A 24,902-nucleotide genomic window follows, 5' to 3' on the forward strand; every position below is an offset into this window, starting at 1 on the left:
ACGCCCCGCGACCGGGTCTAGACCGGGCCGGCGATGGCGGTGATGGGCTTGGCCAGAGGCACGCCGGAGCCGTCGCGGCGGGGGTCCTTCGGGGGCAGTTCGGCGGGCGCGCCGGTGGCGGTGGCCGCCCGGGCCGGGGCGGCGCCCGCCCACGCCTTCAGCAGGCCGTCTTCGCCGCGCAGGAACCGCTGGCAGCGCACGCCGCCGGTGGCCCGTCCCTTGCGGGGGTACTGCTCGAACGGGGTGAGCTTCGCGGTGCCCTCACCGGAGCCGTCCAGCGTGCCCTCGGTGCGGGCCACCGTGAACACCACCGCGTCCACCGCCGGGTCGACCGCGGTGAAGGAGATCACCTTGGCGCCCTCGCTCAGCTTGATGCCCGCCATGCCGCCCGCCGGCCGGCCCTGCGGCCGCACCTGGGACGCCTGGTAGCGCAGCAGCTGCGCGTCGTCGGTGATGAAGACCAGGTCCTCCTCGCCGGTGCGCAGCTCGACCGCGCCGACCACCGCGTCGCCCTCCTTGAGGCCGATCACCTCGAGGTCGTCCTTGTTGGCCGGGTAGTCCGGCACCACGCGCTTGACCACGCCCTGCTCGGTGCCGAGCGCCAGTCCCGGCGAGGACTCGTCGAGGGTGGTCAGGCACAGCGCCCGCTCGCCGTCGTGCAGCGACAGGAACTCCGCCAGCGGGGCGCCGCCGGCCAGCGTCGGCGGACCCGCGGTCTCGGGCAGGATCGGCAGGTCGATCACGGTGAGCCGCAGCAGCCGGCCCTCGGAGGTGACCACGCCGACGTCGGCGCGGGCGGTGGTCGGCACCGCGGACACGATCACGTCGTGCTTGGCCCGCTTGCCGTCGGCCGGCTCGTCGCCGGTGGCGGTGCGGGCGAGCAGGCCGGTGGAGGAGAGCAGCACGCGGCACGGGTCGTCGGCGACCTCCAGCGGCACCACGGCGGCCGGCGTCCCCGCCGACTCCAGCAGGACCGTGCGCCGCTCGGTGCCGTACTTCTTGGCCACGGCGGCCAGTTCGGCCGACACCAGCTTGCGCAGCTCGGCGTCGGACTCCAGGATCCGGGTCAGCTCCTCGATCTCGGCGTTCAGCCGGTCCCGCTCGGACTCCAGCTCGATGCGGTCGAAGCGGGTGAGGCGGCGCAGCGGCGTGTCGAGGATGTACTGCGTCTGCACGTCCGACAGGCCGAAGCGCTCCATCAGCCGCTCCTTGGCCTGCGCGGCGTTCTCGCTGGCGCGGATGATCGCGATGACCTCGTCGATGTCGACCAGCGCCACCAGCAGGCCGTCGACCAGGTGCAGGCGGTCGCGGCGCTTGGTGCGGCGGAACTCGCTGCGCCGGCGCACCACGGTGAAGCGGTGGTCGACGTAGACCTCCAGCAGCTCCTTGAGGCCGAGGGTCAGCGGCTGGCCGTCCACCAGGGCCACGTTGTTGATGCCGAAGGAGTCCTCCATCGGCGTCAGGCGGTAGAGCTGCTCCAGCACGGCCTCGGGATTGAAGCCGTTCTTGATCTCGATGACCAGGCGCAGGCCGTGGGCGCGGTCGGTCAGGTCCTTGACGTCGGCGATGCCCTGGAGCTTCTTCGCCCCGACCATGTCCTTGATCTTGGCGATCACCTTCTCGGGGCCGACGTTGAACGGCAGTTCGGTGACGACCAGGCCCTTGCGGCGGGCGGTGACGTCCTCGACCGAGACGGTGGCGCGGATCTTGAAGGTGCCGCGGCCGGACTCGTAGGCGTCCCTGATGCCCGACAGGCCGATGATCCGGCCGCCGGTGGGCAGGTCCGGGCCCGGCACGTGACGCATCAGCGCGTCGAGGTCGGCGTTGGGGTGGCGGATGAGGTGGCGGGCGGCGGCGATGACCTCGCCGAGGTTGTGCGGCGGCATGTTGGTGGCCATGCCGACGGCGATCCCGGAGGCGCCGTTGACCAGCAGGTTCGGGTAGGCCGCCGGCAGGACGGACGGCTCGCGTTCCTGGCCGTCGTAGTTGGGCGCGAAGTCGACCGTGTCCTCGTCGATCGACTCGACCATCAGCTGCGCCGGGCCGGACATCCGGGCCTCGGTGTACCGCATGGCGGCGGGCATGTCGTCGAGCGAACCGAAGTTGCCGTGGCCGTCGACGAGCGGCAGGCGCTGGGAGAACGGCTGCGCCATCCGCACCATCGCGTCGTAGATCGACGAGTCGCCGTGCGGGTGCAGCTTGCCCATCACCTCGCCCACGACACGGGCGCACTTGACGAAGCCGCGCTCGGGGCGCAGGCCCATCTCGTTCATCTGGTACACGATGCGGCGGTGCACCGGCTTCATGCCGTCGCGGGCGTCCGGCAGGGCGCGCGAGTAGATCACCGAGTAGGCGTACTCGAGGTACGAGCCCTGCATCTCGTCGACGACGTCGACGTCGAGGATGCGCTCCTCGAAGTCGTCGGGAGGCGGGGTCTTCGTCGTGCGGCGGGCCATCTCGGCGGCGCTCCTTCTTCCGATTGCCTTCCGGAACGGGTGTCCGGATCCTTCGGGGTGGACCGGTGGGCTGACGCGGACCATTGTGGACCGCACTACCGACAGCGCGTACGACGGCCCGTCCCGATCGAGGCCGTGCCGCCGTCCGCAGACCTCCAGGGTCTGTCGTGTGCGGGAACTTCGCGGATCCGCGGCACGCTTGCCTAGAGTGGCAGCACTCTACGCAGTCACGCAGCAGCGACCGGAAGGACAGCTTGCCCATGGGTCACACGGCCTCCCCGGAGGCACACTCCAGCGGCCTGACAGCCACCGAGCACCGCCTGGCGAACGGCATGCGGGTGGTGCTCTCCGAGGACCACCTCACCCCGGTCGCGGCCGTGTGCCTCTGGTACGACGTCGGTTCACGCCACGAGGTCAAGGGTCGCACCGGCCTGGCCCACCTCTTCGAGCACCTGATGTTCCAGGGCTCGGCGAGTGTGCGGGGCAACGGTCACTTCGAACTGGTCCAGGGCGCCGGCGGGTCGCTCAACGGCACCACGAGCTTCGAACGCACCAACTACTTCGAGACGATGCCGGCCCACCAGGTCGAACTGGCCCTGTGGCTGGAGGCCGACCGGATGGGCAGCCTGCTCACCGCGCTGGACCAGCAGAGCCTGGACAACCAGCGGGACGTGGTCAAGAACGAGCGCCGCCAGCGGTACGACAACGTGCCCTACGGCACCGCGTTCGAGCGCCTGACGGCCCTGGCCTACCCCGAGCCGCACCCGTACCACCACACGCCGATCGGCTCGATGGCCGACCTGGACGCGGCCTCGCTGGAGGACGCGCAGGCGTTCTTCCGCACGTACTACGCGCCCGGCAACGCGGTGCTGGCGGTCGTCGGCGACATCGACTCCGCGCAGACGCTGGCCTGGGTCGAGAAGTACTTCGGATCCATCCCCGCGCACGACGCCAAGCCGCAGCCGCGGGACGGCTCGCTGCCCGACGTGATGGGCGGGCAGCTGCGCGAGGTCGTCGAGGAGGACGTCCCCTCGCGCGCCCTCATGGCGGCCTACCGGCTGCCCGAGGACGGCACGCGTGCGGGTGACGCCGCGGACCTGGCCTTGACGGTGCTGGGCGGCGGCGAGTCCTCCCGGCTGCACAACCGCCTGGTGCGGCGCGACCGTACCGCGGTGACCGCCGGCTTCGGGCTGCTCCGGCTGGCCGGCGCGCCGTCGCTGGGCTGGCTGGACGTCAAGGCGTCCAGCGGGGTCGAACTGCCGGTCATCGAGGCCGCGGTCGACGAGGAGCTCGCCCGCTTCGCCGAGGAGGGCCCGACCGCCGAGGAGATGGAGCGGGCGCAGGCGCAGCTCGAACGCGAGTGGCTGGACCGGCTGGCGACGGTCGGCGGCCGCGCCGACGAACTGTGCCGGTTCGCCGTGCTGTTCGGCGACCCGCAGCTCGCGCTGACCGCGGTCGACCGGGTGCTGTCCGTCACCCCGGACGAGGTCAAGGCGGTCGCCGCCGCCCGGCTGCGCCCCGACAACCGGGCCGTCCTGGTCTACGAGCCGACCGGCGGCTCCGCCGAGGCCGAGGAGCAGGACACCGACGAGCCGGACATCGACGAGCAGGCCGTCGTCGAGGCCGGCGACATGACGCAGGGCGGCGCCGGCGAGAACGAGGAGGGTCAGCTGTGAGCGACGCACGCGAGGCCACCGGCGCGCGCATGGCGGCGTGCCCCGCAGGCTCATGCCGAGCGGGCGGAGAAGCGAACGAGGAGACGCTGTGAGTGAGGCTTCCGTCATGACGTTCCACCCGCAGCCGCAGGCCGGTGAGCCGCGGCCGTGGGCGTTCCCCGCACCGGAGCGCGGCACCCTGGGCAACGGGATCACGCTGCTCACCAGCCACCGTCCCGGCCAGCAGGTGATCGCGGTCGAGGTGCTGCTCGACGCGCCGCTGGACGCCGAGCCCGCCGGTCTCGACGGCGTCGGCACCATCATGGCCCGGGCGCTGTCCGAGGGCACCGACCAGCACACCGCCGAGGAGTTCGCGGCCGAGCTGGAGCGCTGCGGCGCCACGCTGGACGCCCACGCCGACCACCCCGGGGTGCGGGTCTCCCTGGAGGTGCCGGCCCGCCGGTTCGACCGCGCGCTGGAACTGCTGGCCGAGGCGCTGCGCAGCCCCGCGTTCCCCGAGGACGAGGTCAAGCGCCTGGTCGCCAACCGGCTCGACGAGATCCCGCACGAGCTGGCCAACCCCGCTCGGCGCGCGGCCATGGCGCTGTCCAAGGAGCTGTTCCCGGCCGAGCTGCGCTGCTCGCGGCCGCGGCAGGGTACCGAGGAGACCGTCCGGGCGATCGACGCCAAGGCGGTGCGCGCGTTCTACGACACCCATGTGCGGCCGTCCACGGCCACCGCGGTCGTCGTCGGCGACCTCACCGGGATCGACGCGGCGGCGCTGCTGGACGAGACGCTCGGCCAGTGGACCGGCGGCGCCGGTCAGGCCCGCCCGCGCCCGGTGATCACCGCCGACGACACCGCCCGCGTGGTGATCGTCGACCGGCCGGGCTCGGTGCAGACCCAGATGCTCATCGGCCGGACCGGTCCCGACCGGCAGGACCAGGTGTGGGCCGCGCAGGTCCTCGGCACATACTGCCTGGGCGGCACCCTGACGTCCCGCCTGGACCGCGTGCTGCGTGAGGAGAAGGGCTACACCTACGGCGTGCGCGCCTTCGCGCAGGTGCTGCTGTCGTCCGCCGACGGCACCGGCGCCGCGCTGCTGGCCATCAGCGGCTCGGTGGCCACCGAGGTGACGGGTCCCGCGCTCGCCGACACCTGGCAGGTCATCCGCACGCTCGCCGAGGGCGGCCTCACCGACGACGAACGCGACGTCGCCGTGCAGAACCTGGTGGGCGTGGCGCCGCTGCGCTACGAGACGGCGGCCGCGGTCGCCGGCACGCTGGCCGACCAGGTCGAGCAGCAGCTGCCGGACGACTTCCAGGCGCGCCTGTACGCACGGCTGGCCGCGACCGGCACCGTCGAGGCGACCGCCGCCGTGGTCAACGCCTTCCCGCTGGACCGGATGGTGGTGGTCCTGGTCGGTGACGCCGCGCAGATCGCCGAGCCGGTCCGCGAGCTGGGCATCGGCCCGGTGACCGTCGTGTCCTGACACCGACGCCTTCGCCGGCGCCTGCGGGCGCCGTGCGACCGTGTGGGGGAGCCCCGGTGCCGCCTTTCGGGTGGCGCCGGGGCTTCGTCCGTCCGGGCATGAAGTACCCAGGGTTCTATGTCCTGTTGTGACCGTTTTGGTGTGCCGCGAGGCGTGTGTGGCGTGCGCTACATATCGACTGATCTGCTTGGTGTTCTTCCGGCGGCCCGGATAGCGTCAACGCTCGTCCGTCCCGCAGGGGCGGCGCCGCCCGGCCGCGTCCGGGCCCACATCTGCACATCGCCGAGTCCCCGTCCTTGGGGAGCCGGGGACCCCCCTCCTGCCGCCGTGGCGGCCCGAGGTTCTCCCCCGGGGTGAATCGGGAGCTCTCGCCGCCAGCGGCGCGGGCGCCCGTAGGAGACCTTCCTGCTCCGAACCCGTCAGCTAACCCGGTAGGCGAGAAGGAAGGAAAGGAGCGACGCCTCCTATGGCGTTCCGCGTTCGCCCCGCCCTGCGCGGGAAGCACCGGCGTCGGCAGCCCGTGCGCACCGCCGCCACCCTGGCCGGTGTCGCCGTGATCGCCGGCGCCGGCGCGTTCGGTGCCAGTGCGATGGCCGGCCCGGACCACCACCACGCGGTCGCCACGGCGGCCGCGAAGAAGAACGTCCTGACCCAGGCCGCTTCGGTCACCGGCTCGCTGGCCAACAGCTTCTCCGCCCAGGCCGATGTCCAGCGCACCGTGGCCAACACCGCGCACGAGCAGGCGGACCAGGCCCGCGCGGAGGCCGCCGCCGAGGCCAAGGCGAAGGCAGCCAAGGCCGCCGCCGCCGCGAAGGCGAAGGCCAAGGCCGCCGCCGAGGCCAAGGCGAAGGCCGCCGCCGGTGCGAAGGCCCAGGCCAGGGCCGCCGCGGCCAAGGCCGCCGCCCAGGCGCAGAGCGCCCGCGCCACCCAGGCGCCCGTGACCGCCGCCCCCCAGGCCAAGGCCGCCGCGGACACCGGCTGGACCAAGCCGGTCGACGCCGCCATCGGCACGCCGTACCACCAGGCGGGCTCCAACTGGTCCAGCGGCTACCACACCGGCGTCGACTTCCTGGTGGACTCCGGCACCCCGGTGCACTCGGTCGCCGCGGGCGTGGTCGTCTCGGCCGGCGCGGACGGCGCCTACGGCAACGACGTGATCATCAAGCACGCCGACGGGATGTACACGCTCTACGGCCACCTGACCGAGCCGCTGGTGTCGGCCGGGCAGACGGTGACCGAGGGCCAGGAGATCGGCATCTCCGGCGCCACCGGCAACGTCACGGGCCCGCACCTGCACTTCGAGGTGCGCACCACCCCGGACTACGGCTCGGACGTCGACCCGATCGCGTACCTGGCCAAGCACGGCGTCACGGTCTGACGCCCACCACGCGTCCGCCAGGACGCCTCGCCCGGCCGCCGCGCCGGGCACCCCGCACGGCACGTCCGCCCACCGGTCGCGCCGGGCGCGAAGGCCCCGGCTCTGCCAGCCGGGGCCTTCGCGTGTCCGGACCACCCGTTCCGCCCGCGGCGCGGAAAATCCCGCAATTCACGTCCCGCTTTCCCGATTCCCGCCACTCTGGAATAGAGTCGCGGCACAATACGGGGGAGGGAACGGAGTTCTGCGATGCGGAATCGGATGTGAACGGGGCGGACGGCGCGGGACGGCGCGTTTCCGCCCATGTGGTGTGCGCGGCGATCCGTGACGACATCGTCGCCGGCTATTTCCCGCCGGGCGGCCGGCTGACCGAGGAACTGCTCGCCCGGCGCTACGGGGTCTCGCGGGTCCCGGTGCGCGAGGCGCTGCGCACGCTGGAGTCCGAGGGCTTCGTCCGCACGCGCCGGCACGCCGGGGCGTCGGTGGCCGAGCCGACCGAGCAGGAGGCCGCGGACCTGCTGGAGATGCGCCGTCTGCTGGAGCCGCTGGGCGCGGCCCGGGCCGCGCAGCGCCGCACCGAGGCTCATCTGAAGGTGCTGCGCGGGCTGGTCAGACTGGGTCAGGAGCGCGCGGAGCAGGGGCATGCGGCGGATCTGGCGTCACTGAACGGCTGGTTCCACGAGACGCTCGCCCAGGCCTCGGGCAGCCCGACGCTGGCGGCCCTGATCACCCAGCTCCGGCACAAGATCGCCTGGGTGTACGGCGACGACGGGACCGCGCGGGCCGGCGCGGCCTGGGGTGAGCACGCCGCCATCGTGGACGCGGTGGCCCGCGGGGACGCCGAGCGGGCCCGCGGGCTGGCGGCGCTCCACGCCGAGCGGGCGTCCGCCGTGAGAACCCTGAAACATCCCGTCAACGCGGCGCGGCGCCGCGCTTAACACGCCCGTCGTATACAAGAGAGAAGGCGGCGTGAAAAACCCGCCCTGGAACAGGGCCGCTTTCTCACGGAAAAGCGGGGCCGGGTGATCCATGGAGGATCACCCGGCCCCGCCGAATTCCGCTGCCCGATTTCGTCACGGGCGTGCGGGGAATTCCCTTGCCGAAACCGTCAGACGGTCTCGGGCAGTTCTTCCAGGCCCTCCGCGACCAGCTTGGCGAGCCGGTCCAGCGCGACCTCGGCGCCCTCGGCCTCGGAGGCCAGAACGACTTCCTCGCCGCCCTGGGCGCCCAGGCCCAGCACCGCCAGCATGGACGCGGCGTTGACCGGCGTGCCGTCGGCCTTGGCGATGGTGACGGGGACGCCCGCGGCCGTTGCCGCGCGGACGAAGATGGACGCCGGGCGGGCGTGGAGGCCCTCCGCCCAGCCGACGTTGACGCGGCGCTCAGCCATGGTGTTGCCCTTCGATCAGTGACAGTGGTTCGCAGTTGTCTAGACCAGTTAAACACGACCGGGGCAGTACCCGGGACCGGCGGTCGTACTGCCCCCAGCCTGCCCCCAACGCGTCTGCCGCGCGAGCAGGCCACGCCCGCTTACGCTGGGGGCCATGACGGAGCACCAGACGCAGCCGTACCCCGTCCACTGGGAGGCGGACGTCGTGCTGCGCGACGGCGGCATCGCCCACATCCGGCCGATCGGCCCGGACGACGCGGGACGGCTGGTCGGCTTCTACGAGAAGGTGTCCGACGAGTCGAAGTACTACCGCTTCTTCGCTCCGTACCCGCGGCTGTCCGACCGGGACGTGCACCGCTTCACGCACCACGACTACGTCGACCGGGTCGGCCTCGCCGCCACCGTCGGCGGCCAGTTCATCGCCACGGTCCGCTACGACCGGATCGACGAGAACGGCCGTTCGGGGCACCACGGCACCCGTGCGGAGGTCGCCTTCCTGGTCCAGGACGACCATCAGGGGCGCGGGGTGGCCTCCGCCCTGCTGGAGCACATCGCCGCCGTCGCCCGCGAACGCGGCATCCTGCACTTCACCGCCGAGGTGCTCCCGGCCAACCGCAAGATGGTCAAGGTCTTCACCGACGCCGGCTTCACCCAGCAGCGCAGCTTCGCCGACGGTGTGGTCCACCTCGACCTCGACCTGGAGCCCACCGACGAGTCGGTCCAGGTCATGCGGGCCCGCGAGCACCGTGCCGAGGCCCGTTCGGTGCAGCGGCTGCTGCGGCCCGCCTCGGTGGCCGTCGTCGGCACCGGGCGCCGGCCGGGCGGCGTCGGCCGCACCCTGCTGCGGAACATCACCGCCGGCGGCTTCACCGGCCGCCTGTACGCCGTCAACCACTCCTTCCCCGACGGCGGGACGGACCTCGACGGCGTGCCCGGGTACCGGTCGGTCGCCTCGATCGGCGAACCGGTGGACCTCGCGGTGATCGCGGTGCCCGCCGACCGGGTGCCCGAAGCCGTCGCCGACTGCGGCGAGGCCGGGGTGCGCGGGCTGGTCGTGGTCGCCGCCGGGTACTCCGAGAGCGGCGCCGAGGGCCGCGAGAAGCAGCGTGAGCTGGTTCGCCGGGCACGCAGCCACGGCATGCGTGTCATCGGGCCGAACGCGTTCGGCGTGCTCAACACCGCCGACGACATCCGTCTCAACGCCTCGCTGTCACCCGAGATGCCGCACCGCGGGCGCCTGGGGCTGTTCACCCAGTCCGGCTCCATCGGCATCGCCCTGCTGTCGGGGCTGCACCGCCGCGGCGCCGGGCCCTCGTCGTTCGTCTCGGCGGGCAACCGCGCCGACGTCTCCGGCAACGACCTGCTGCAGTTCTGGCAGGACGACCCGGAGACCGAGGCGGTGCTGATGTACCTGGAGTCCTTCGGCAACCCGCGCAAGTTCACCCGGATCGCCCGCCGCATCGCGGCCACCAAGCCGGTCGTGGTGGTCAAGGGCGCCCTGCACTCCGGCTCGGTGCCGGCGGGCCACGCGGTGCCCGACACCCGCATCCCCGACTCCACCGTCTCCGCCCTGTTCCGGCAGGCCGGCGTGATCAGGGTGGCCACCGTCACGGAACTGCTGGACGCCGGGCTGTTCCTCGCCCTGCAGCCGCTCCCGGCCGGCGACCGCGTGGCGGTGCTCGGCAACTCCGAGTCCATCGGGCTGCTCACCTACGACGCCGCGCTCTCCGCGGGGCTGCGGCCCGCGCCCCCGCTGGACCTGACCACCGCCGCCCGGCCCGAGGACTTCGCCGCGGCCCTGCGGAAGGCCCTGGCCGACCCCGGCAACGACGCCGTGGTCGTCACCGCCATCCCGCGGGTCGGCTCCGAGGACGCGGCCGACCCCGAGTCCGGCGACGACCCCGCGCTCGCCGAGGCCCTGCGCGCCGCCGCCGAGGGCGCGGCCAAACCGGTGGCCGTCGTCCACCTCGCCCTGGAGACCATGGCCGACCGGCTCGCCGCGGCCGGGCCGCCCGGCGCACGCATCCCCGCCTACTCCGCCCCCGACCGGCTCGTCGGCTCCCTGGCCGAGGCGACCGCCTACGCGATGTGGCGTGCCACCGCCGCGGAACCCGGCCGGGTCCCGCAGTTCGACGACGTCCAGGAGGCGGCCGCCGCCGAGGACGTACGGAGCCTGCTGACCCCCGCGGAGCCGGGCACCGCGCCCGCGCCGGGCGGGCGCACGCTGAACGACGCCGAGGCGGCCGGGCTGCTCGCCCGCTACGGCATCCATGTGCACCGGGCGCTGCCCGCGCCGGACCGGGAGGCCGCAGTCGCCGCCGCGCGGGCGCTCGGCTACCCCGTGGCGCTGAAGACCACCGCGCCGCACCTGCGGCACCGCGCCGACCTCGGCGGGGTCCGGCTGGACCTGGCCGACGAGCAGGACCTGCGGCGCGCCTACGACGAACTCACCGCGCGGCTCGGCGGTCCCGCGGAACTGCGGCCGGTGGTGCAGGCGATGGCGCCGCGCGGCGTCGACACGGTGGTGCGCGCCGGGGTCGACCCGGCGGCCGGCGCGGTGCTGTCCTTCGGGCTGGCCGGCGCGCCGTCGGAGCTGCTGGGGGACACCGCGCACCGGCTGGTCCCGGCGACCGACCGGGACGTGGCCGAACTCGTCCGCTCGATCAAGGCCGCACCCCTGCTGTTCGGCTGGCGCGGCGCGGAGCCGGTGGACACCGCGGCCCTGGAGGAACTGCTGCTGCGGGTGTCGATGCTCGCCGACGACCTGCCCGAGGTCGTCGGGGTGGACCTGGAACCGGTGGTGGTCGCCGCCCGCGGCCTCAGCGTGCTCGGCGCCACCGTCCGTCTCGCCCCGCCGCCGCCCCGCACCGACCTCGGTCCGCGCGCCCTGGCCTCGTACTGACGGCCTCGTACTGACGCCCGAAGGCGGCCCGCGGTGCGCGCGGTCCAGCACGAACGGCCGATAACGTCACACCGCGCGCATAGGATGGTGCACATGGCGAAGACCGGTACGACGACGCAGGGCCTGCGCACAGCCATCGAGCGCAGCGGCTACTACCCCACCCTGGTGGCGGAGGCCGTCGAGGCCGCGGTCGGCCGGGAGCCCGTGTCCTCGTACCTGGTGCACCAGGAGACCACCTTCGACGCCAACGAGGTGCGCCGCCACGTCACGGTGCTCGTCCTCACCGGCAGCCGGTTCATCGTCAGCCACACCGACGAGCAGGCGGCCGACGACACCTCGCCGAGCCCGTACGCCACCACCTCGACGGAGTCCGTCAAGCTCGGGCGGATCTCCTCGGTGGTGGTCAGCCGGGTCGTGGCCAACCCCGAGTCGTACACGCCGGGCACGCTGCCCCGCGAGGTGGTGCTGACCATCGGCTGGGGCGCGGTGGCCCGGCTCGACCTGGAGCCCGCCGCCTGCAGCGACCCCAACTGCGAGGCGGACCACGGCTACACCGGTTCCTCCACGGCCGACGACCTGTCGCTGCGGGTCAGCGAGGCGGGCGACGGCCCCGAGGCCGTCCGCCAGACGCTCGCCTTCGCGCAGGCCCTCTCCGAGGCGACGGCGGCCACGGACTGATGGCCTGATGATGGTCGGTCCCCTGCACGGCGTGGACGATCCCGCGCCGCTCGATCCCTTCACCGCGCCCGCGCCCCTGTACGGCTCCGGCGCGCTCTGCGACGTCATCCCCGCGGCTGTCGCCGGATTCCAGGTGCCCGGCATGCCGGCGACCGGACTCACGCTGGCGCCCGCCGACCGGGTGTGCGTCTTCCTCGTGGACGGCCTGGGCTGGGAGCTGATCCTGCGGCACCCCGACGAGGCGCCGTACCTCACCTCGCTGCTCCACGGATCGTGCGGCGGCACCGGGCGGCCGATCACCGCGGGCTTCCCCGCCACCACCGCGACCTCGCTGGCCTCTGTCGGCACCGGCCTGCCGCCCGGCGGGCACGGACTGGCCGGCTACACCGTGCTCGACCCCGGCACCGGGCAGCTGATGAACCAGCTGCGCTGGCAGCCGTGGACGGCCCCGGACGTCTGGCAGCCGCACCCCACCGTCTTCCGGCTCGCCGAGGCCGCGGGCATCGCCACCTGCCAGGTGACCTCGCCGACGTTCGAGCACACCCCGCTGACCAAGATCGCGCTCTCCGGCGGCACCTTCCTCGGCCGGCTCACCGGCGAGGAGCGGATGGACCTCGCCGCGGAGCGGCTGGCCGCCGCCGACCGCGCGCTGGTCTACACGTACTACAGCGAACTGGACGGCATGGGCCACCGGCACGGCGTGGACTCCGACGCCTGGCGCGGCCAGCTGATGATGGTCGACCGGCTGGTGCAGCGGCTCGCCGAGCAACTCCCGCCGCGCAGCGCGCTGTACGTCACCGCCGACCACGGCATGATCGACATCCCCTTCGACGAGGAGTCGCGGATCGACTTCGACGAGGACTGGGAGCTGCGGGCCGGCGTCTCCGTCCTCGGCGGCGAGGGCCGGGCCCGGCACGTCTACGCGGTGCCCGGCGCCGCCGCCGACGTGCTCACGGTGTGGCGCGAGGTGCTCGGCGACCGGATGTGGGTGGCCGGCCGGGAACAGGCCGTCGCCGCGGGGTGGTTCGGGCCGGCGCCGGAGGAGCGCGTGCTCGGCCGGATCGGCGACGTGGTGGCCGTCGCCCGCGACGACCTGGCGATCGTGGCCAACCGCACCGAGCCGGGGGAGTCCCGCATGGTCGGCCTGCACGGCTCGCTGGCCCCCGTCGAACAACTCGTGCCGCTGCTCGAAGTACGCTGCTAGCCGCTCTTCGCCCCCGTACGCCGCCGCCCGCCTCCCCGTCAGCTCCCGTCCGTCCTGCCGGCCCCGTCCGCTCCGTTCGCCGCCGTCCACCGAAAGGCCTGCGCTCCTTCCATGCCCGAGCTGGTTTTCTTCTCCGGAACGATGGACTGCGGCAAGTCGACGCTCGCCCTGCAGATCGTGCACAACCGCACCGCCCGCGGGCTGCAGTCGGTGATCTTCACCCGCAACGACCGGGCCGGGCAGGGCAAGCTCTCCTCCCGCCTCGGCCTGGTCACCGACGCGGTCGAGGTCACCGACGCGATGGACCTGTACGCGCATCTCGTCGGCCTGATCACCCGCGGCGGCCGGGTGGACTACGTGGTCGTCGACGAGGCCCAGTTCCTGGCCCCCGGACAGATAGACCAGCTCGCCCGCGCGGTGGACGAACTCGATCTGGACGTCTACGCGTTCGGCATCACCACCGACTTCCGCACCCGGCTCTTCCCCGGCTCCCAGCGGCTGATCGAGCTCGCCGACCGCGTCGAGGCCCTCCAGGTGGAGGCGCTGTGCTGGTGCGGGGCGCGGGCCACCCACAACGCCAGGACCATCGGCGGCGTCATGGTGGTGGAGGGCGCCCAGGTCGTCGTCGGTGACGTCGAGGGCGCCTCCGGTGAGGTCGGCTACGAGGTGCTGTGCCGCCGCCACCACAGCCGCCGGGCGACCCGGGCGACCGCGGGCGTGGGCGCCCTGAGCCCGGACGTGCTGCCCGTCCCGCTGCCCTGACGTCTTTCCCACGGGCGCCTTCGAGCCGGACTCGGGCAAGTCTCGGGCAAGCTGTACCCCGTCCGGGAACCGCCGGCCCGGGACCGCCGGGCCGCGCCGAGCGACACCGATGGGAGTGTGCAACGCCCGTGAGCGACATACCGAACCGCCGTGCGCTGGTGGTCCGCGGCGGCTGGGAGGGCCACGCCCCCGTGGCGATCACGGACCTCTTCCTGCCGTTCCTGCGGGACCACGGCTTCACCGTGCAGACCTCCGAGGACCTCGCGGTGTACGAGGACGCCGCACTGCTGGCCGCCACCGACCTCGTCGTGCAGTGCTGGTCCATGGGCGAGGTCACGCCCGCGCAGAGCCGCGGGCTGTCCGCCGCCGTGCGGGCCGGCACCGGCTTCGCCGGCTGGCACGGCGGCATCGTCGACGCCTTCCGCGGCGACCTGGACTACCAGCTCGTCACCGGCGGCCAGTTCCTCATGCACCCGCCCGGGTTCGTCGAGCACACCGTGCACCTGGCGCCCGGACGGGACACCCACCCGGTCGTGGGCGGCCTGCGGGACTTCCGGGTGCACACCGAGCAGTACTGGGTCGCCACCGACCCGGCCATCGACGTGCTCGCCACCACGACGTTCCCGGCGGGGGAGGAGCGCGAGGCGCCGGTCGTCATGCCGGCGGTCTGGACCCGCGGCCACGGGCGCGGGCGGGTCTTCGTCTCCACCATCGGCCACAAGGCCGACGACTTCGACGTGCCGGAAGTACGCGCCCTCACCGAACGGGGGCTGCTGTGGGCGGCTCGCTGACACCGCTGCGCGTCGGCATGGCCGGCACCGGGAGGATCAGCGGCCAGTACCTCGACACCCTGGCCCGCACGCCCGGTCTGCGGCTCACCGCGGTCACCGACCTCGACCCGGAGCGCGCCGCGCGGGCGGTGGCGGGCACCGGCGCCGCGGTCGCCGGCACGGTGGCCGCCCTGGTCGCGCGCGACGACGTCGACGCGGTGCTGAACCTGACCGTGCCCGCCGCGCACGCCGAGGTCGCGCTCGCGGCGATCGCCGCGGGCAAGCACGTCTACGGCGAGAAGCCGCTGGCCGCCACCCGCGAGGAGGCCGCAGCCGTGCTCGCCGCCGCGGCGGCCGCCGGGGTCCGGGTGGGCTGCGCCCCGGACACCGTGCTCGGCACCGGCACCCAGACCGCCCGCCGGGCCGTCGACGACGGACTCGTCGGGACCCCGCTGGCCGCGACCGCGTTCATGACCACCGCGGGCCACGAGCGCTGGCACCCCGACCCGGAGTTCTACTACCGGCCGGGCGGCGGGCCGCTGCTGGACATGGGCCCGTACTACCTGTCCGCACTGGTCCACCTGCTCGGACCGGTCACCGCGGTCACCGGCGCCGCGTCCGCACGGCGCGCCGAGCGGGTGATCGGCTCAGGACCCCGCGCCGGGCAGCGCTTCCCCGTCGCGGTGGACACCCATGTCACCGGGATCCTGCACCACGCCGGCGGCGCCCTGTCCACGCTGGTGATGAGCTTCGATGTGCACGCCGCGCGGCTGCCCCGGATCGAGGTGTACGGCACCGCGGGATCGCTGTCCGTCCCCGACCCCAACGGCTTCGACGGGCAGGTCGAGTGGTACCCCGCCGACCGGGAGCGGTGGGAGTCGCTGCCGGTCTCCGCCGGGTACCCCGGTGCCGGGCGCGGCACCGGCCTGGCCGACCTGGCCGCCGCGATCGCCGCCGGGACGCCGCACCGCGCGTCGGCCGAACTGGCCGCGCACGTGCTGGACGTGATGCTCGGTCTGCTGGACGCCGCACGGCAGGGCGTCACCCTGCCGATCGACGGCGGATGCCCGCGGCCGGCGCCGGTGGAGCTGCCGGAACCCGACGCGGCCAGCCGGTCCACCACGTCGCGCTGACCCTGCGGCCGCCGCCTCACCCGGCCGGACCGGCTGGGTGAACGGCGGCCGCCGGCCGGAGGTTTCGCCGCCATCGGTCGAAACCTCGGCACCAACTCCCGTCAGAGACCTTGACGTTGCCGGAAGAGAAGTCACAGACTCCCACACTGACAACGCAAGCCCCGGACTTTCTTCGGACTTGCACCTAAGTCCGCGGACGGACCGGGTCCCCTGCTCGATGACGACGGAGGCAGGATGGACAAGCGCACGCGTCGCCGCGGCTTACTCGCCGCGGCCTGCGCGCTGGCCTGTGCGGCCGTACTGGGCGCCAACGGCGGCGGCGCCGCCCTCGCGCAGTCGCCACGCGCCACGGCCGGCAGCACCCCGATCTACCGGGACACGCACTACTCGTTCGAGGAGCGCGCAGCGGACCTGGTGTCCCGGATGACGCTGCAGGAGAAGGTGCAGCAGCTCAGCACCAACAGCGGGCCGGCGATCCCGCGGCTCGGCGTCCAGCAGTACACCTACTGGAGCGAGGGGCAGCACGGCGTCAACAGCCTGGGCGCCGACCAGCACAACGGCGGGGTGCAGGGCGGCGTGCACGCCACCAGCTTCCCGACCAACTTCGCCTCGTCCATGTCCTGGGACCGCGACCTGATGTACCAGGAGAGCACCGCGATCTCGGACGAGGTGCGCGGCTTCGTCGACAAGTCGCTCTTCGACAAGGGCCAGAACAACCTCGGCCCGTCCGCCGACGACTACGGCTCCCTCACCTACTGGGCGCCCACCGTCAACCTGGACCGCGACCCGCGCTGGGGCCGCACCGACGAGGCGTTCGGCGAGGACCCGTACTTCGTGGGCCAGATGGCCGGGCAGTTCGTCGACGGCTACCAGGGCAACAACCAGGACGGCACCTCCCGGAACGGGTACCTGAAGGTCGCCGCGACCGCCAAGCACTACGCCCTCAACAACGTCGAGGACAACCGCACCGGCATCAGCTCGGACGCCACCGACACCGACCTGCGCGACTACTACACCGCGCAGTTCCGCAGCCTCATCGAGGACGCGCACGTGGCCGGCCTGATGACGTCCTACAACGCCATCAACGGCACCCCGTCGGTCTCCGACACCTACACCACCAACGAACTCGCCCAGCGCACCTACGGGTTCGACGGCTACATCACCTCCGACTGCGGCGCGGTCGGCACCAACTGGCGCCAGTTCCCGGGCGGTCACGACTGGGCCCCGCCCGGCTGGACCACCGACCACCAGGCCGACCCGACCTGGACCCGGACCGCCACCGGCACCACCCTGTCCGGGCAGGCGGGCGGCCAGGCGTACGCGCTGCGGGCCGGGACCGACCTCAACTGCACCGGTGACGAGGCCACCACCGCCAACATCACTGAGGCGATCAAGGCCGGCGCGCTCAGCGAAGGCGTCGTCGACACCGCGCTGGTGAAGGTCTTCACCGTCCGCATGGCCACCGGCGAGTTCGACCCGCCCGGTTCCGTCCCCTACACCTCCATCACCAAGGACCAGATCGAGAGCCCGGCCCACCAGGCCCTCGCCGCCAAGGTCGCGGACAACTCCCTGGTGCTGCTGAAGAACACCGCGCCCGCGTCGGCGAGTACGCCGCTGCTGCCCGCCGACCCGGCGACGACGAAGAAGGTCGTCATCCTCGGCGACCTGGCCGACACGGTCTCCCTGGGCCTGTACAGCGGCGAGCCCACCCACACCACCAGCGCGGTACAGGGCATCACCGCCGCGGTGAAGGCCGCCGACCCCGACGCCGACGTGGTGTTCGACGCCGCGGGCACCTCCGCCACCGCCACCGGCGCCGCGGTGCTCAGCGACCGGACGAAGGCCGACGTCCGCGACGCCGACCTGGTCGTGCTGTTCGCCGGCACCACCCTGGCCAACGGCGAGGAGGGCAACGACCGCGACAGCCTCGCCATGCCCGGCAACTACGACTCGCTGATCGACCAGACCGCCGCGCTCGGCAACCCCCGCCTGGCCCTGGTCGTCCAGTCCGACGGCCCGGTGAAGATCGACGACGAGCAGGGCAAGGTCGCCTCGGTCCTCTTCAGCGGCTACAACGGCCAGGCCCAGGGCACCGCCCTCGCCGACGTGCTCTTCGGCCGGCAGAACCCGTCCGGACACCTCAACTTCACCTGGTACAAGGACGACTCGCAGCTCCCGGACAAGCAGAACTACGGTCTGACCCCCGCCGCCACCGGCGGACTCGGCCGCACCTACCAGTACTTCACCGGCAGCCCGACCTATCCCTTCGGCTACGGCCTGAGCTACAGCACCTTCGCCTTCTCGAAGATCAAGGCCGACCACAAGACGACCACCCCGGACGGCTCGGTGAAGATCGGCTTCGACGTCACCAACACCGGCACCGTGGCGGGCGCCACCGTCGCCCAGCTCTACGCGGCCACCGCGTTCACCGTCCCCGGCGTCGACCTGCCCCGTGAACGGCTGGCCGGTTTCGCCAAGACACAGGTCCTGCAGCCGGGCCGGACCCAGCACATCGACATCACCGTCAAGGCCGCCGACCTCGCCTCCTGGGACGCCGCGCACTCCCGGCAGACCGTGTGGAACGGCGACTACCGGTTCCAGGTCGGCGGCGACTCCGCGCACATCGCCGGCACCGCCCCGGTCCGGATCACCGGCCACCTGACGCCGAAGGTGCGGTACGTCACCGTGCAGCCGGGGAAGGTCGTGTTCGACGCGGGGGACACCTTCAGCCTCACCGCGAAGAACCCGTGGATCAAGGACGACACCGATCCGGCCAAGGAGCAGCGCGACCGGTCCCTGACCGCCGACCACGTGGTCGAGGCCGTCGACAACGACCAGACGTTCGCCGACCTCGCCCACACCCCGGTCCGCTACACCAGCAGCAACCCGGCGGTGGCCACCGTCGCGCCCGACGGAACCGTGCACGCCGTCGCCGACGGCGTCGCGACCGTCTCGGCGACCGTGGGCGGCGTGACCGGCTCCGCGCCGATCGTGGTGCACAACTCCCTGACGCTGAAGGCCGTCCCGGTGGCCGAGGCCGGCACCACCCTGACCGCCGCCACCACCTACACCAACGGCGGTGCCGCGGTGGTGAGCGGCGTCTCCGTCGCGCTCGACGTCCCGGCCGGCTGGACCGCCTCGGCCACCACCCCGGCGTCGTTCCCCACCGTCGGCGCCGGGCAGACGGTGAGCACCACGTGGTCGGTGACGGTCCCGGCGGGCGCCGACCCGGCGTCCTTCACCCTGGACGCCACCGTCACCACCCCGGGCGGCGCCTTCACCGCACAGGCCCCGGTGACCGTGCCCTACGCCTCGCTGGCCGCGGCGTACGGCAACTCCGGTGTCAGCGACGACAGTACGCCGGGGACCGGCAACCTCGACGGCGGCGGCGCCAGCTTCTCCGCGCAGGCGCTGGCCGCGGCGGGCTGGACCGCGGGCGGTTCCACCGTGCACGACGGGATCTCCTTCCCCTGGCCGGCGACCGCGGGCACCGGGCAGCCGGACAACGCCGTCGCGGGCGGCCAGGCCGTCGAACTGGCCGGCAGCGGAAGCAAGCTGGGCTTCATCGGCACCAGCGACTTCGGTTCCTCCTCCGGCAGCGGCACCATCGTCTACACCGACGGCACGACCCAGACGTACGCGCTGGCCCTCGCCGACTGGTGGTCCGGCAGCGCGTCCCAGGGCAGCGACATCGCCGCCACCACGCCGTACCTCAACAACGGCGGCGGGCACCAGAACCAGACGGTGCACCTGTACGGCGCGACCGTCGGCCTGCTGCCCGGCAAGACCGTCGCGGCCGTCACCCTGCCGAACGTGAGCCAGGACGTGGCCAACGGGCAGCTCGCGATGCATGTGTTCGCCATGGCGATCGGCGGCTGACGCCAGGCCGCTGTCCCCGGGCGGTTCCGGCCGCCCGGGGACAGCGGCAGCCCGCGTGCGCCGCCGCCCGTCGGAGAGGGTGGGCCGCGGTGCCGACGAGCCGGACGTCATTCGTCCGGTGTCGAGCCGAACCCGTCGCGACGGAACGATTCAGCTCGCGGGATTGTGTCACAACGTCCCCATAAGTCACGGCCCTTGACGGGGGAGAGGGCCAGAGGGCACGGTGCGGGCAGACGGTACGCGACACAGGCACGGACTCCGGGGGTCATGATCGACACGCCAGTGAACCTGCGCGAGGTGGGACGGCTGAGGGTCCTGGAGGCCCTGCACGCCGCACCGCGCAGCAGCCGGCCCGAACTCGTCCGTGTGACGGGCCTGTCCCGGGCCACCGTCTCCTCACTGATCGCCGACCTCATCGCGGTCGGCCTGGTCACCGAGGACGAGGGCGCCGACGAGACCGAGCCCCGCCGCACCGGGCGGCCCGCGCAGTCCCTGTCGCTGGTGCCCAGCGCCGGGTACGCGATCGGCGCCGACATCGGCCATCAGCACGTCCGGGTCATCCTGTGCGACCTGTTCGGCGCCGTGCTGTGGGAGCACTGGGTCGCCAAGGAGGTCGACCGGGCGCCCGAGGAGACCCTCGATCTCGTCGCCGTGCTGGTCGGCCGCGCGCTGCAGGAGACCGGCGTCCCCCGGACCCGCGTGCTCGGCATCGGCGCGGGCATCGCCTCACCGGTGGAACTGGGCAGCGGGGCCCTCGGCGCCGAGGGGATCATGCCGGGCTGGGTCGGCCTGCGGCTCACCGACGAACTGCGCCGCCGCACCTCGCTGCCCGTCCGCGTCACCAACGACGCCAACGCCGGGGCGCTCGCCGAGCGCATGTACGGCGCCGGCCGGGACGCCGGCGACATGGTCTACGTCCGGCTGTCCGCCGGCATCGGCGCGGGCATCGTCAGCAACGGCCGGCTGCTGCTCGGCGCCCGCGGGCTGGCCGGCGAGATCGGCCACCTGCCGCTGACCGCGGACGGCCTGATCTGCCGCTGCGGCAACCGCGGCTGCCTGGAGACGGTGGCCAGCCCGGTCGCGATCGCCCGCCTACTGTCCGACAGCTGGGGCCACCCCGTGGCGCCGCGGGACCTGCCGGGGCTGATCCAGCAGCGCAACACCGGCGCGCTGCGGGCCGTGCGGGACGCCGGGGACGCGGTGGGGCGCGCGCTGTCCATGCTGGTCACGCTGCTCAACCCGCAACTGGTCGTGGTCGGCGGCGACCTGGCGAGCGCGGGCGAGGACATCCTGGAGCCGATGCGCGCGGGCGTCCGGCGGCACACGCTGCCGTCGGCGGGCGAAGGGGTGCGGATCGTCACCGGTGGACTGGGCGACGGCGCCGAAGTGCGCGGCGCCGCCGGCCTGGTGCTGGCCGACGCGCCCCAACTGCTCTCCGGGGCACCGGCGGTGGCGGCGGAACCGGCGTAACGGCAGAGCGGGAAACGGGGGTTCCGGGCAGGCGCGGGCGCCAGGCGCAGGCGGCTTCCCAGGTGCGGGCCCGGTGGGTGCGGGGGACAGGGCGTGCGGTGTCGGCGTGGGGGCGTACCGGGACGGCCTCAGTCCTCCGCCACGGACTCCCCGGCGGTGATCAGCGCGAAGGCCGCACCCTCCGGGTCGGCCACCGTCGCCATCCGGCCGTGGCGCGACGCGCAGGGCGGTTCCAGCACCCGGGCGCCCAGTTCCGCCGCACGGCCGGTCGCCGCGTCCGTGTCGGCCACCGCGAAGTACGTCATCCAGTGCGCGCCCCGGTCGCGCGGCAGGTCCCGGCCCACGCCCAGCACGCCGGCCGCCGCCTGCCCCGCGGCCCTGAGTACCATCCGGTCCACGCCGCTCTCGTCCGTCTGCTGCGCCTCGACGCCGAGCACCGCCTGGTAGAACTTCGCGACCAGGGACGAGTCCCGGGTCGTCAGCTCGCTCCAGGACACCGTCCCGGGCGCCCCGGTGACGTCCGCGCCCGGCAGCCGGCGCCCCTGCCAGATGCCGAACACCGCGCCCGACGGGTCGACGGCGATCGCCAGCCGCCCCTCGTCGTCCGCGTTCAGCGGGCCGATGCCGAGCGTGCCGCCGCACTCCCGCACCAGCTCGGCGGAGACGTCCACATCGTCGGAGGCGAACATCGTCGTCCACGACACCGGGCGGTGCGGTTCCGCCGCGCCCTCGCCGATACCGGCGATGCGCTGCCCGTCGCGCACCGCGATCATGTACGAGCCCAGTTGCCGCGGGCCGGGTACGAACTCCCAGCCGAAAAGGGCGCCGTAGAAGTCGAGCGCGCGATCCGCCCGGTGCGCCATCAGGCTGGCCCAGCAGGGAGTGCCGGGGGGACGCCGGCTCGGTACGTCGGTCATGCGAAGCGCACTCCTCGCGGGCGGTTCGGGCGAATGTGGTACCTCCGATGGTTCCACCACCTTCCGCCCGGAGCGCCCCGGCCGCGCCGCATTCATCCCCCTGGGGACGGGGAGCGGCCGAAACGGTACGCGTCCGGGCCGTGACGCGGTGTCTGCCCGGGCGGCCGGCACCCCGCGCGGGCGGCCACAATGGCCTCATGGAACCGATCATCTCCGCGGCCGGGCTGGCGGCCGAACTCGACGGCCCGGGCGAGCCGCCCGTCCTGATCGACGTGCGCTACAAGATGGGCGGGCCGCCCGGGCAGGGCGAGTACGCCAAGGGCCACATCGCCGGGGCCCGCTATGTCGACCTCGACGCCGAGCTCGCGGGCCCGCCCGGTGCCGGCGGACGCCACCCGCTGCCCGGCGTCGAGGTGTTCGGCGCGGCGATGCGCAGGGCGGGGGTCAGCGCCGGGCGCGACGTCGTGCTGTACGACGACGCGAACGGCTGGGGGCCGGCCCGCGCCTGGTGGCTGCTGCGGTGGGCCGGGCACGAGCGGGTCCGGGTGCTGGACGGCGGCCTTGCGGCGTGGCGGGCGGCAGGGCTGCCGCTGACCACCGAGGAACCGCCGCCGGGCGAGGGCGACTTCGTGCCGCGGCCGGGCAGGATGCCGGTCGTCGACGCGGACGGGGCGGCGGCGCTGGCGCGCCAGGGCGTGTTGCTCGACGCGCGGGCGGGGGAGCGGTACCGCGGCGAGGTCGAGCCGATCGACCCGGTCGCCGGGCACATCCCCGGGGCGGTCAGCGCGCCGACGACGGAGAACGTGGCGGCCGACGGCACGTTTCTGCCTGCGGCACGCCTGGCGGAGAGGTTCGCGGCGCTGGGCGCCACGGGGGAGGCCGAGGTCGGCGTCTACTGCGGGTCGGGCGTCTCGGCGGCCCACCAGATCCTCGCCATGGCCGTCGCCGGTGTGCCCGCGACCCTCTACCCCGGCTCCTGGAGTGAATGGACCGCCACGTCCACCCGCCCCGTCTCCACAGGCCCCACTCCGGGCTAGCTCCCCGAGCGGGGTTGCCTCCTCGCTGGGTGCCCTCTGCCATGGGAGCTGGCCCTGGTGGGGCGTGACCGTCCGGTCGGGGGCACCCCACGGGGGCGGGTGCCCTCTGCCATGGGAGCTGCCCCTGGTGGGGCGTGACCGTCCGGTCGGGGGCACCCCATGGGGGCGCGGGGTCCCCCAGGCTTCGCCCGGGAGGTGCCCCCAGCGCGCTCAGCCGGCCACCGGCGGGTAGTCCGGAGCGGACCGAACTGCCCCTTCGGGACGGTGACGGACTGCGGCACGCGTCGTGGCTGGTCGCGCAGTTCCCCGCGCCCCTTGGTAGGCGCCCTCTGCGAGGAGACGTGCCCCTGGTGGGCGTGACCGTCCGGTCGGGGGCACCCCATGAGGGCACCTCCCGGGCGGAGCCTGGGGAACCCGCGCCCCTTGGTAGGCGCCCTCTGCGAAGAGACGTGCCCTTGCGGGCGGGTGACGGGTGCGGGCTCGGGCCCGCATCACGAGGAGCGGGGCCGAGCCCGTACCGTTCTGCTCAGCGCAGCGTCATTCCTGCTTCTTGCGGCGGCTGCCGAAGACGATCTCGTCCCAGCTCGGGACGGTCGCGCGGCGGCCCGGGCGGACGCCGTCCGCCTCGGCCTGGCGGTCGGTGGTGCCGACGAGCCGGTCGCGGTGGCCCGCCACGGCCCGCGGCATGAGGATGTCCGCGTACGCGGACCCCGCGCTGGCGGCCGGGGCCGCCTCCTCCGCCTCCGCCTCCTCGGCCGGGACCTCGGCCGCCGGAGCGGTGTCCCCCGGGTTCGCGGGCGCGGCCGGCACGACCATGTCGCCCCGGAAGTTCGGCACCGCCTCCAGCAGGCTGGTGAGCGAGTCCCGCTCCTCCGTCTCGGTCCGCTCCTCGGCCCGCGCCTCGCGGTCCGGCCGCTCGGCGCGTTCCGGCCGCTCGGGCCGTTCCGTCTGGCGGTCCAGGGCGCGGTCCAGCGGACGGTCCCGGGGCAGCCGCGCGATCCTCGGCACGAACGGGAAGCTCGGCTCCTGCGCGGCCGCGCTCTGCACGGTCTCGCCGATCAGCGACCTGGCCTCGTCGTCGACCGCCTGCACCAGCCGGCGCGGCGGGTCGTAGGACCAGCTCGCCGAGTGCGGCTCACCGGCGACCCGGTAGACGAGCAGCACCTCCCAGGTGCCGTCGTCCCGGCGCCAGGAGTCCCAGAGCACGGTGTCCTTCTCCGCGCCGCGCAGCAGCAGCCGTTCGGCCACCGCCTCGCCGAGCTGCGGCCCGGTGCTCTCGCCCTGCCGCCGCACGGGGGTCTTCCTGGCGCGCTCGGCCATGAACGCACGTTCGGCGAGCACCGGTCCCTCGAAGCGGCGTACCCGCTCGACCGGGATCCCCGCGAGCTGGGCGACCTCCTCGGCGGAGGCACCGGCCCGTATCCGCGCCTGGATGTCACGCGGCCGCAGATGGCTCTCGACCTCGATCTCGATCTGGCCCAGCCGCGCACGGTCGTTGCGGACGGCGGCGCGCAGCCGCTCGTCGATGGGGAGCGTGTATTCCGTGCTGTCGGCAGCCTTGAGCACCAGTCGTGTGCCGTCGTTGCTGACGGCCACGACGCGCAGTTCGGGCACGGTTACCTCCCGGGTGGTGCCTGCCGACGTCACGTGCGTCGCTGCTCCCGTTGGACAGAGTGTGGCCTGCCCGGGTGCAGCGTGCCACAACCTTGCAGAGTTCCCCGGCGTGTCGCGGTTGGGCGGTGACACCCCGTCATGGGACTGTAGTCGATTGGCCACTCTGCG

Annotated in this window: 17 protein-coding genes and 1 riboswitch; of the genes, 13 read left to right on the forward strand and 4 right to left on the reverse strand. The window is 73.8% G+C overall.

The window, feature by feature from the left end; all coding sequences use genetic code 11:
• Positions 1-17: 17 nt before the first annotated feature.
• Entirely contained in the window at positions 18-2,456 is a 2,439-nt protein-coding gene (locus K7862_RS13755; RefSeq protein ID WP_222962829.1) for a DNA gyrase/topoisomerase IV subunit A, read from the reverse strand.
• 260 nt (positions 2,457-2,716) lie between these two features.
• Here K7862_RS13755 and K7862_RS13760 point away from each other — a divergent pair, with 260 nt between their 5' ends.
• From K7862_RS13760 to K7862_RS13775, 4 genes are all read left to right on the forward strand, one after another.
• Complete coding sequence (locus tag K7862_RS13760; RefSeq protein WP_222962830.1) at positions 2,717-4,132, forward strand: M16 family metallopeptidase; 1,416 nt, start codon at positions 2,717-2,719, stop codon at positions 4,130-4,132.
• 52 nt (positions 4,133-4,184) lie between these two features.
• Positions 4,185-5,603 carry a M16 family metallopeptidase gene (locus tag K7862_RS13765; RefSeq protein WP_262413121.1) on the forward strand — a complete coding sequence of 473 codons (1,419 nt, stop codon included), beginning with the start codon at positions 4,185-4,187 and terminating at the stop codon, positions 5,601-5,603.
• Positions 5,604-5,873: 270 nt separating this feature from the next.
• A riboswitch (cyclic di-AMP (ydaO/yuaA leader) is annotated at positions 5,874-6,055 on the forward strand.
• Between the two features lie 14 nt (positions 6,056-6,069).
• Entirely contained in the window at positions 6,070-6,981 is a 912-nt protein-coding gene (locus tag K7862_RS13770) for a M23 family metallopeptidase (protein ID WP_222962832.1), read from the forward strand.
• 260 nt (positions 6,982-7,241) lie between these two features.
• Positions 7,242-7,916, forward strand: coding sequence for a GntR family transcriptional regulator (locus K7862_RS13775; protein ID WP_222962833.1), 675 nt, complete (start codon positions 7,242-7,244; stop codon positions 7,914-7,916).
• A 170-nt stretch (positions 7,917-8,086) separates the two neighbouring features.
• Here the strand turns inward: K7862_RS13775 and K7862_RS13780 are convergent, their stop codons facing one another.
• Positions 8,087-8,368 (reverse strand): HPr family phosphocarrier protein, encoded by a 282-nt coding sequence (locus K7862_RS13780; protein WP_222962834.1) that lies wholly within the window; start codon positions 8,366-8,368, stop codon positions 8,087-8,089.
• 154 nt (positions 8,369-8,522) lie between these two features.
• Here K7862_RS13780 and K7862_RS13785 point away from each other — a divergent pair, with 154 nt between their 5' ends.
• From K7862_RS13785 to K7862_RS13820, 8 genes are all read left to right on the forward strand, one after another.
• On the forward strand, positions 8,523-11,270 hold the full coding sequence (locus tag K7862_RS13785) for a bifunctional acetate--CoA ligase family protein/GNAT family N-acetyltransferase (RefSeq protein WP_222962835.1): 2,748 nt from the start codon (positions 8,523-8,525) through the stop codon (positions 11,268-11,270).
• A 93-nt stretch (positions 11,271-11,363) separates the two neighbouring features.
• Positions 11,364-11,948 (forward strand): DUF5998 family protein, encoded by a 585-nt coding sequence (locus K7862_RS13790; protein WP_222962836.1) that lies wholly within the window; start codon positions 11,364-11,366, stop codon positions 11,946-11,948.
• A gap of 7 nt (positions 11,949-11,955) precedes the next feature.
• Positions 11,956-13,152 (forward strand): alkaline phosphatase family protein, encoded by a 1,197-nt coding sequence (locus K7862_RS13795; protein WP_262413099.1) that lies wholly within the window; start codon positions 11,956-11,958, stop codon positions 13,150-13,152.
• A 111-nt stretch (positions 13,153-13,263) separates the two neighbouring features.
• The gene (locus K7862_RS13800) at positions 13,264-13,914 is read left to right on the forward strand and encodes a thymidine kinase (protein ID WP_222962837.1); all 651 of its coding nucleotides are present in this window, start codon (positions 13,264-13,266) and stop codon (positions 13,912-13,914) included.
• A 128-nt stretch (positions 13,915-14,042) separates the two neighbouring features.
• Positions 14,043-14,705 (forward strand): ThuA domain-containing protein, encoded by a 663-nt coding sequence (locus tag K7862_RS13805; RefSeq protein ID WP_308011975.1) that lies wholly within the window; start codon positions 14,043-14,045, stop codon positions 14,703-14,705.
• Entirely contained in the window at positions 14,690-15,817 is a 1,128-nt protein-coding gene (locus K7862_RS13810) for a Gfo/Idh/MocA family protein (protein ID WP_308011976.1), read from the forward strand. The genes K7862_RS13805 and K7862_RS13810 overlap by 16 nt, the downstream gene beginning before the upstream one ends.
• Positions 15,818-16,051: 234 nt before the next feature.
• Positions 16,052-19,696 (forward strand): glycoside hydrolase family 3 C-terminal domain-containing protein, encoded by a 3,645-nt coding sequence (locus K7862_RS13815; protein WP_222962838.1) that lies wholly within the window; start codon positions 16,052-16,054, stop codon positions 19,694-19,696.
• A 267-nt stretch (positions 19,697-19,963) separates the two neighbouring features.
• On the forward strand, positions 19,964-21,166 hold the full coding sequence (locus K7862_RS13820; protein ID WP_222962839.1) for an ROK family protein: 1,203 nt from the start codon (positions 19,964-19,966) through the stop codon (positions 21,164-21,166).
• A 128-nt stretch (positions 21,167-21,294) separates the two neighbouring features.
• Here K7862_RS13820 and K7862_RS13825 read toward each other — a convergent pair whose 3' ends face one another.
• The gene (locus K7862_RS13825; protein WP_222962840.1) at positions 21,295-22,083 is read right to left on the reverse strand and encodes a VOC family protein; all 789 of its coding nucleotides are present in this window, start codon (positions 22,081-22,083) and stop codon (positions 21,295-21,297) included.
• 197 nt (positions 22,084-22,280) lie between these two features.
• Between K7862_RS13825 and K7862_RS13830 the strand changes: the two genes are divergently transcribed.
• The gene (locus tag K7862_RS13830; RefSeq protein WP_222962841.1) at positions 22,281-23,120 is read left to right on the forward strand and encodes a sulfurtransferase; all 840 of its coding nucleotides are present in this window, start codon (positions 22,281-22,283) and stop codon (positions 23,118-23,120) included.
• A gap of 537 nt (positions 23,121-23,657) precedes the next feature.
• Here the strand turns inward: K7862_RS13830 and sepH are convergent.
• Positions 23,658-24,734, reverse strand: coding sequence for a septation protein SepH (sepH, locus tag K7862_RS13835; protein ID WP_222962842.1), 1,077 nt, complete (start codon positions 24,732-24,734; stop codon positions 23,658-23,660).
• Positions 24,735-24,902: the final 168 nt, after the last annotated feature.

This window comes from Actinacidiphila acidipaludis, assembly GCF_019890725.1.
GTDB lineage: Bacteria > Actinomycetota > Actinomycetes > Streptomycetales > Streptomycetaceae > Actinacidiphila > Actinacidiphila acidipaludis.

What these genes read in the sequence shown, in the direction of transcription:
- K7862_RS13755 (WP_222962829.1), bottom strand. Translation starts at nt 2,456, where the DNA reads ATGGCCCGCCGCACGACGAAGACCCCGCCTCCCGACGACTTCGAGGAG.
- K7862_RS13760 (WP_222962830.1), top strand. Translation starts at nt 2,717, where the DNA reads ATGGGTCACACGGCCTCCCCGGAGGCACACTCCAGCGGCCTGACAGCC.
- K7862_RS13765 (WP_262413121.1), top strand. Translation starts at nt 4,185, where the DNA reads ATGCCGAGCGGGCGGAGAAGCGAACGAGGAGACGCTGTGAGTGAGGCT.
- K7862_RS13770 (WP_222962832.1), top strand. Translation starts at nt 6,070, where the DNA reads ATGGCGTTCCGCGTTCGCCCCGCCCTGCGCGGGAAGCACCGGCGTCGG.
- K7862_RS13780 (WP_222962834.1), bottom strand. Translation starts at nt 8,368, where the DNA reads ATGGCTGAGCGCCGCGTCAACGTCGGCTGGGCGGAGGGCCTCCACGCC.
- K7862_RS13785 (WP_222962835.1), top strand. Translation starts at nt 8,523, where the DNA reads ATGACGGAGCACCAGACGCAGCCGTACCCCGTCCACTGGGAGGCGGAC.
- K7862_RS13790 (WP_222962836.1), top strand. Translation starts at nt 11,364, where the DNA reads ATGGCGAAGACCGGTACGACGACGCAGGGCCTGCGCACAGCCATCGAG.
- K7862_RS13795 (WP_262413099.1), top strand. Translation starts at nt 11,956, where the DNA reads ATGATGGTCGGTCCCCTGCACGGCGTGGACGATCCCGCGCCGCTCGAT.
- K7862_RS13800 (WP_222962837.1), top strand. Translation starts at nt 13,264, where the DNA reads ATGCCCGAGCTGGTTTTCTTCTCCGGAACGATGGACTGCGGCAAGTCG.
- K7862_RS13815 (WP_222962838.1), top strand. Translation starts at nt 16,052, where the DNA reads ATGGACAAGCGCACGCGTCGCCGCGGCTTACTCGCCGCGGCCTGCGCG.
- K7862_RS13820 (WP_222962839.1), top strand. Translation starts at nt 19,964, where the DNA reads ATGATCGACACGCCAGTGAACCTGCGCGAGGTGGGACGGCTGAGGGTC.
- K7862_RS13825 (WP_222962840.1), bottom strand. Translation starts at nt 22,083, where the DNA reads ATGACCGACGTACCGAGCCGGCGTCCCCCCGGCACTCCCTGCTGGGCC.
- K7862_RS13830 (WP_222962841.1), top strand. Translation starts at nt 22,281, where the DNA reads ATGGAACCGATCATCTCCGCGGCCGGGCTGGCGGCCGAACTCGACGGC.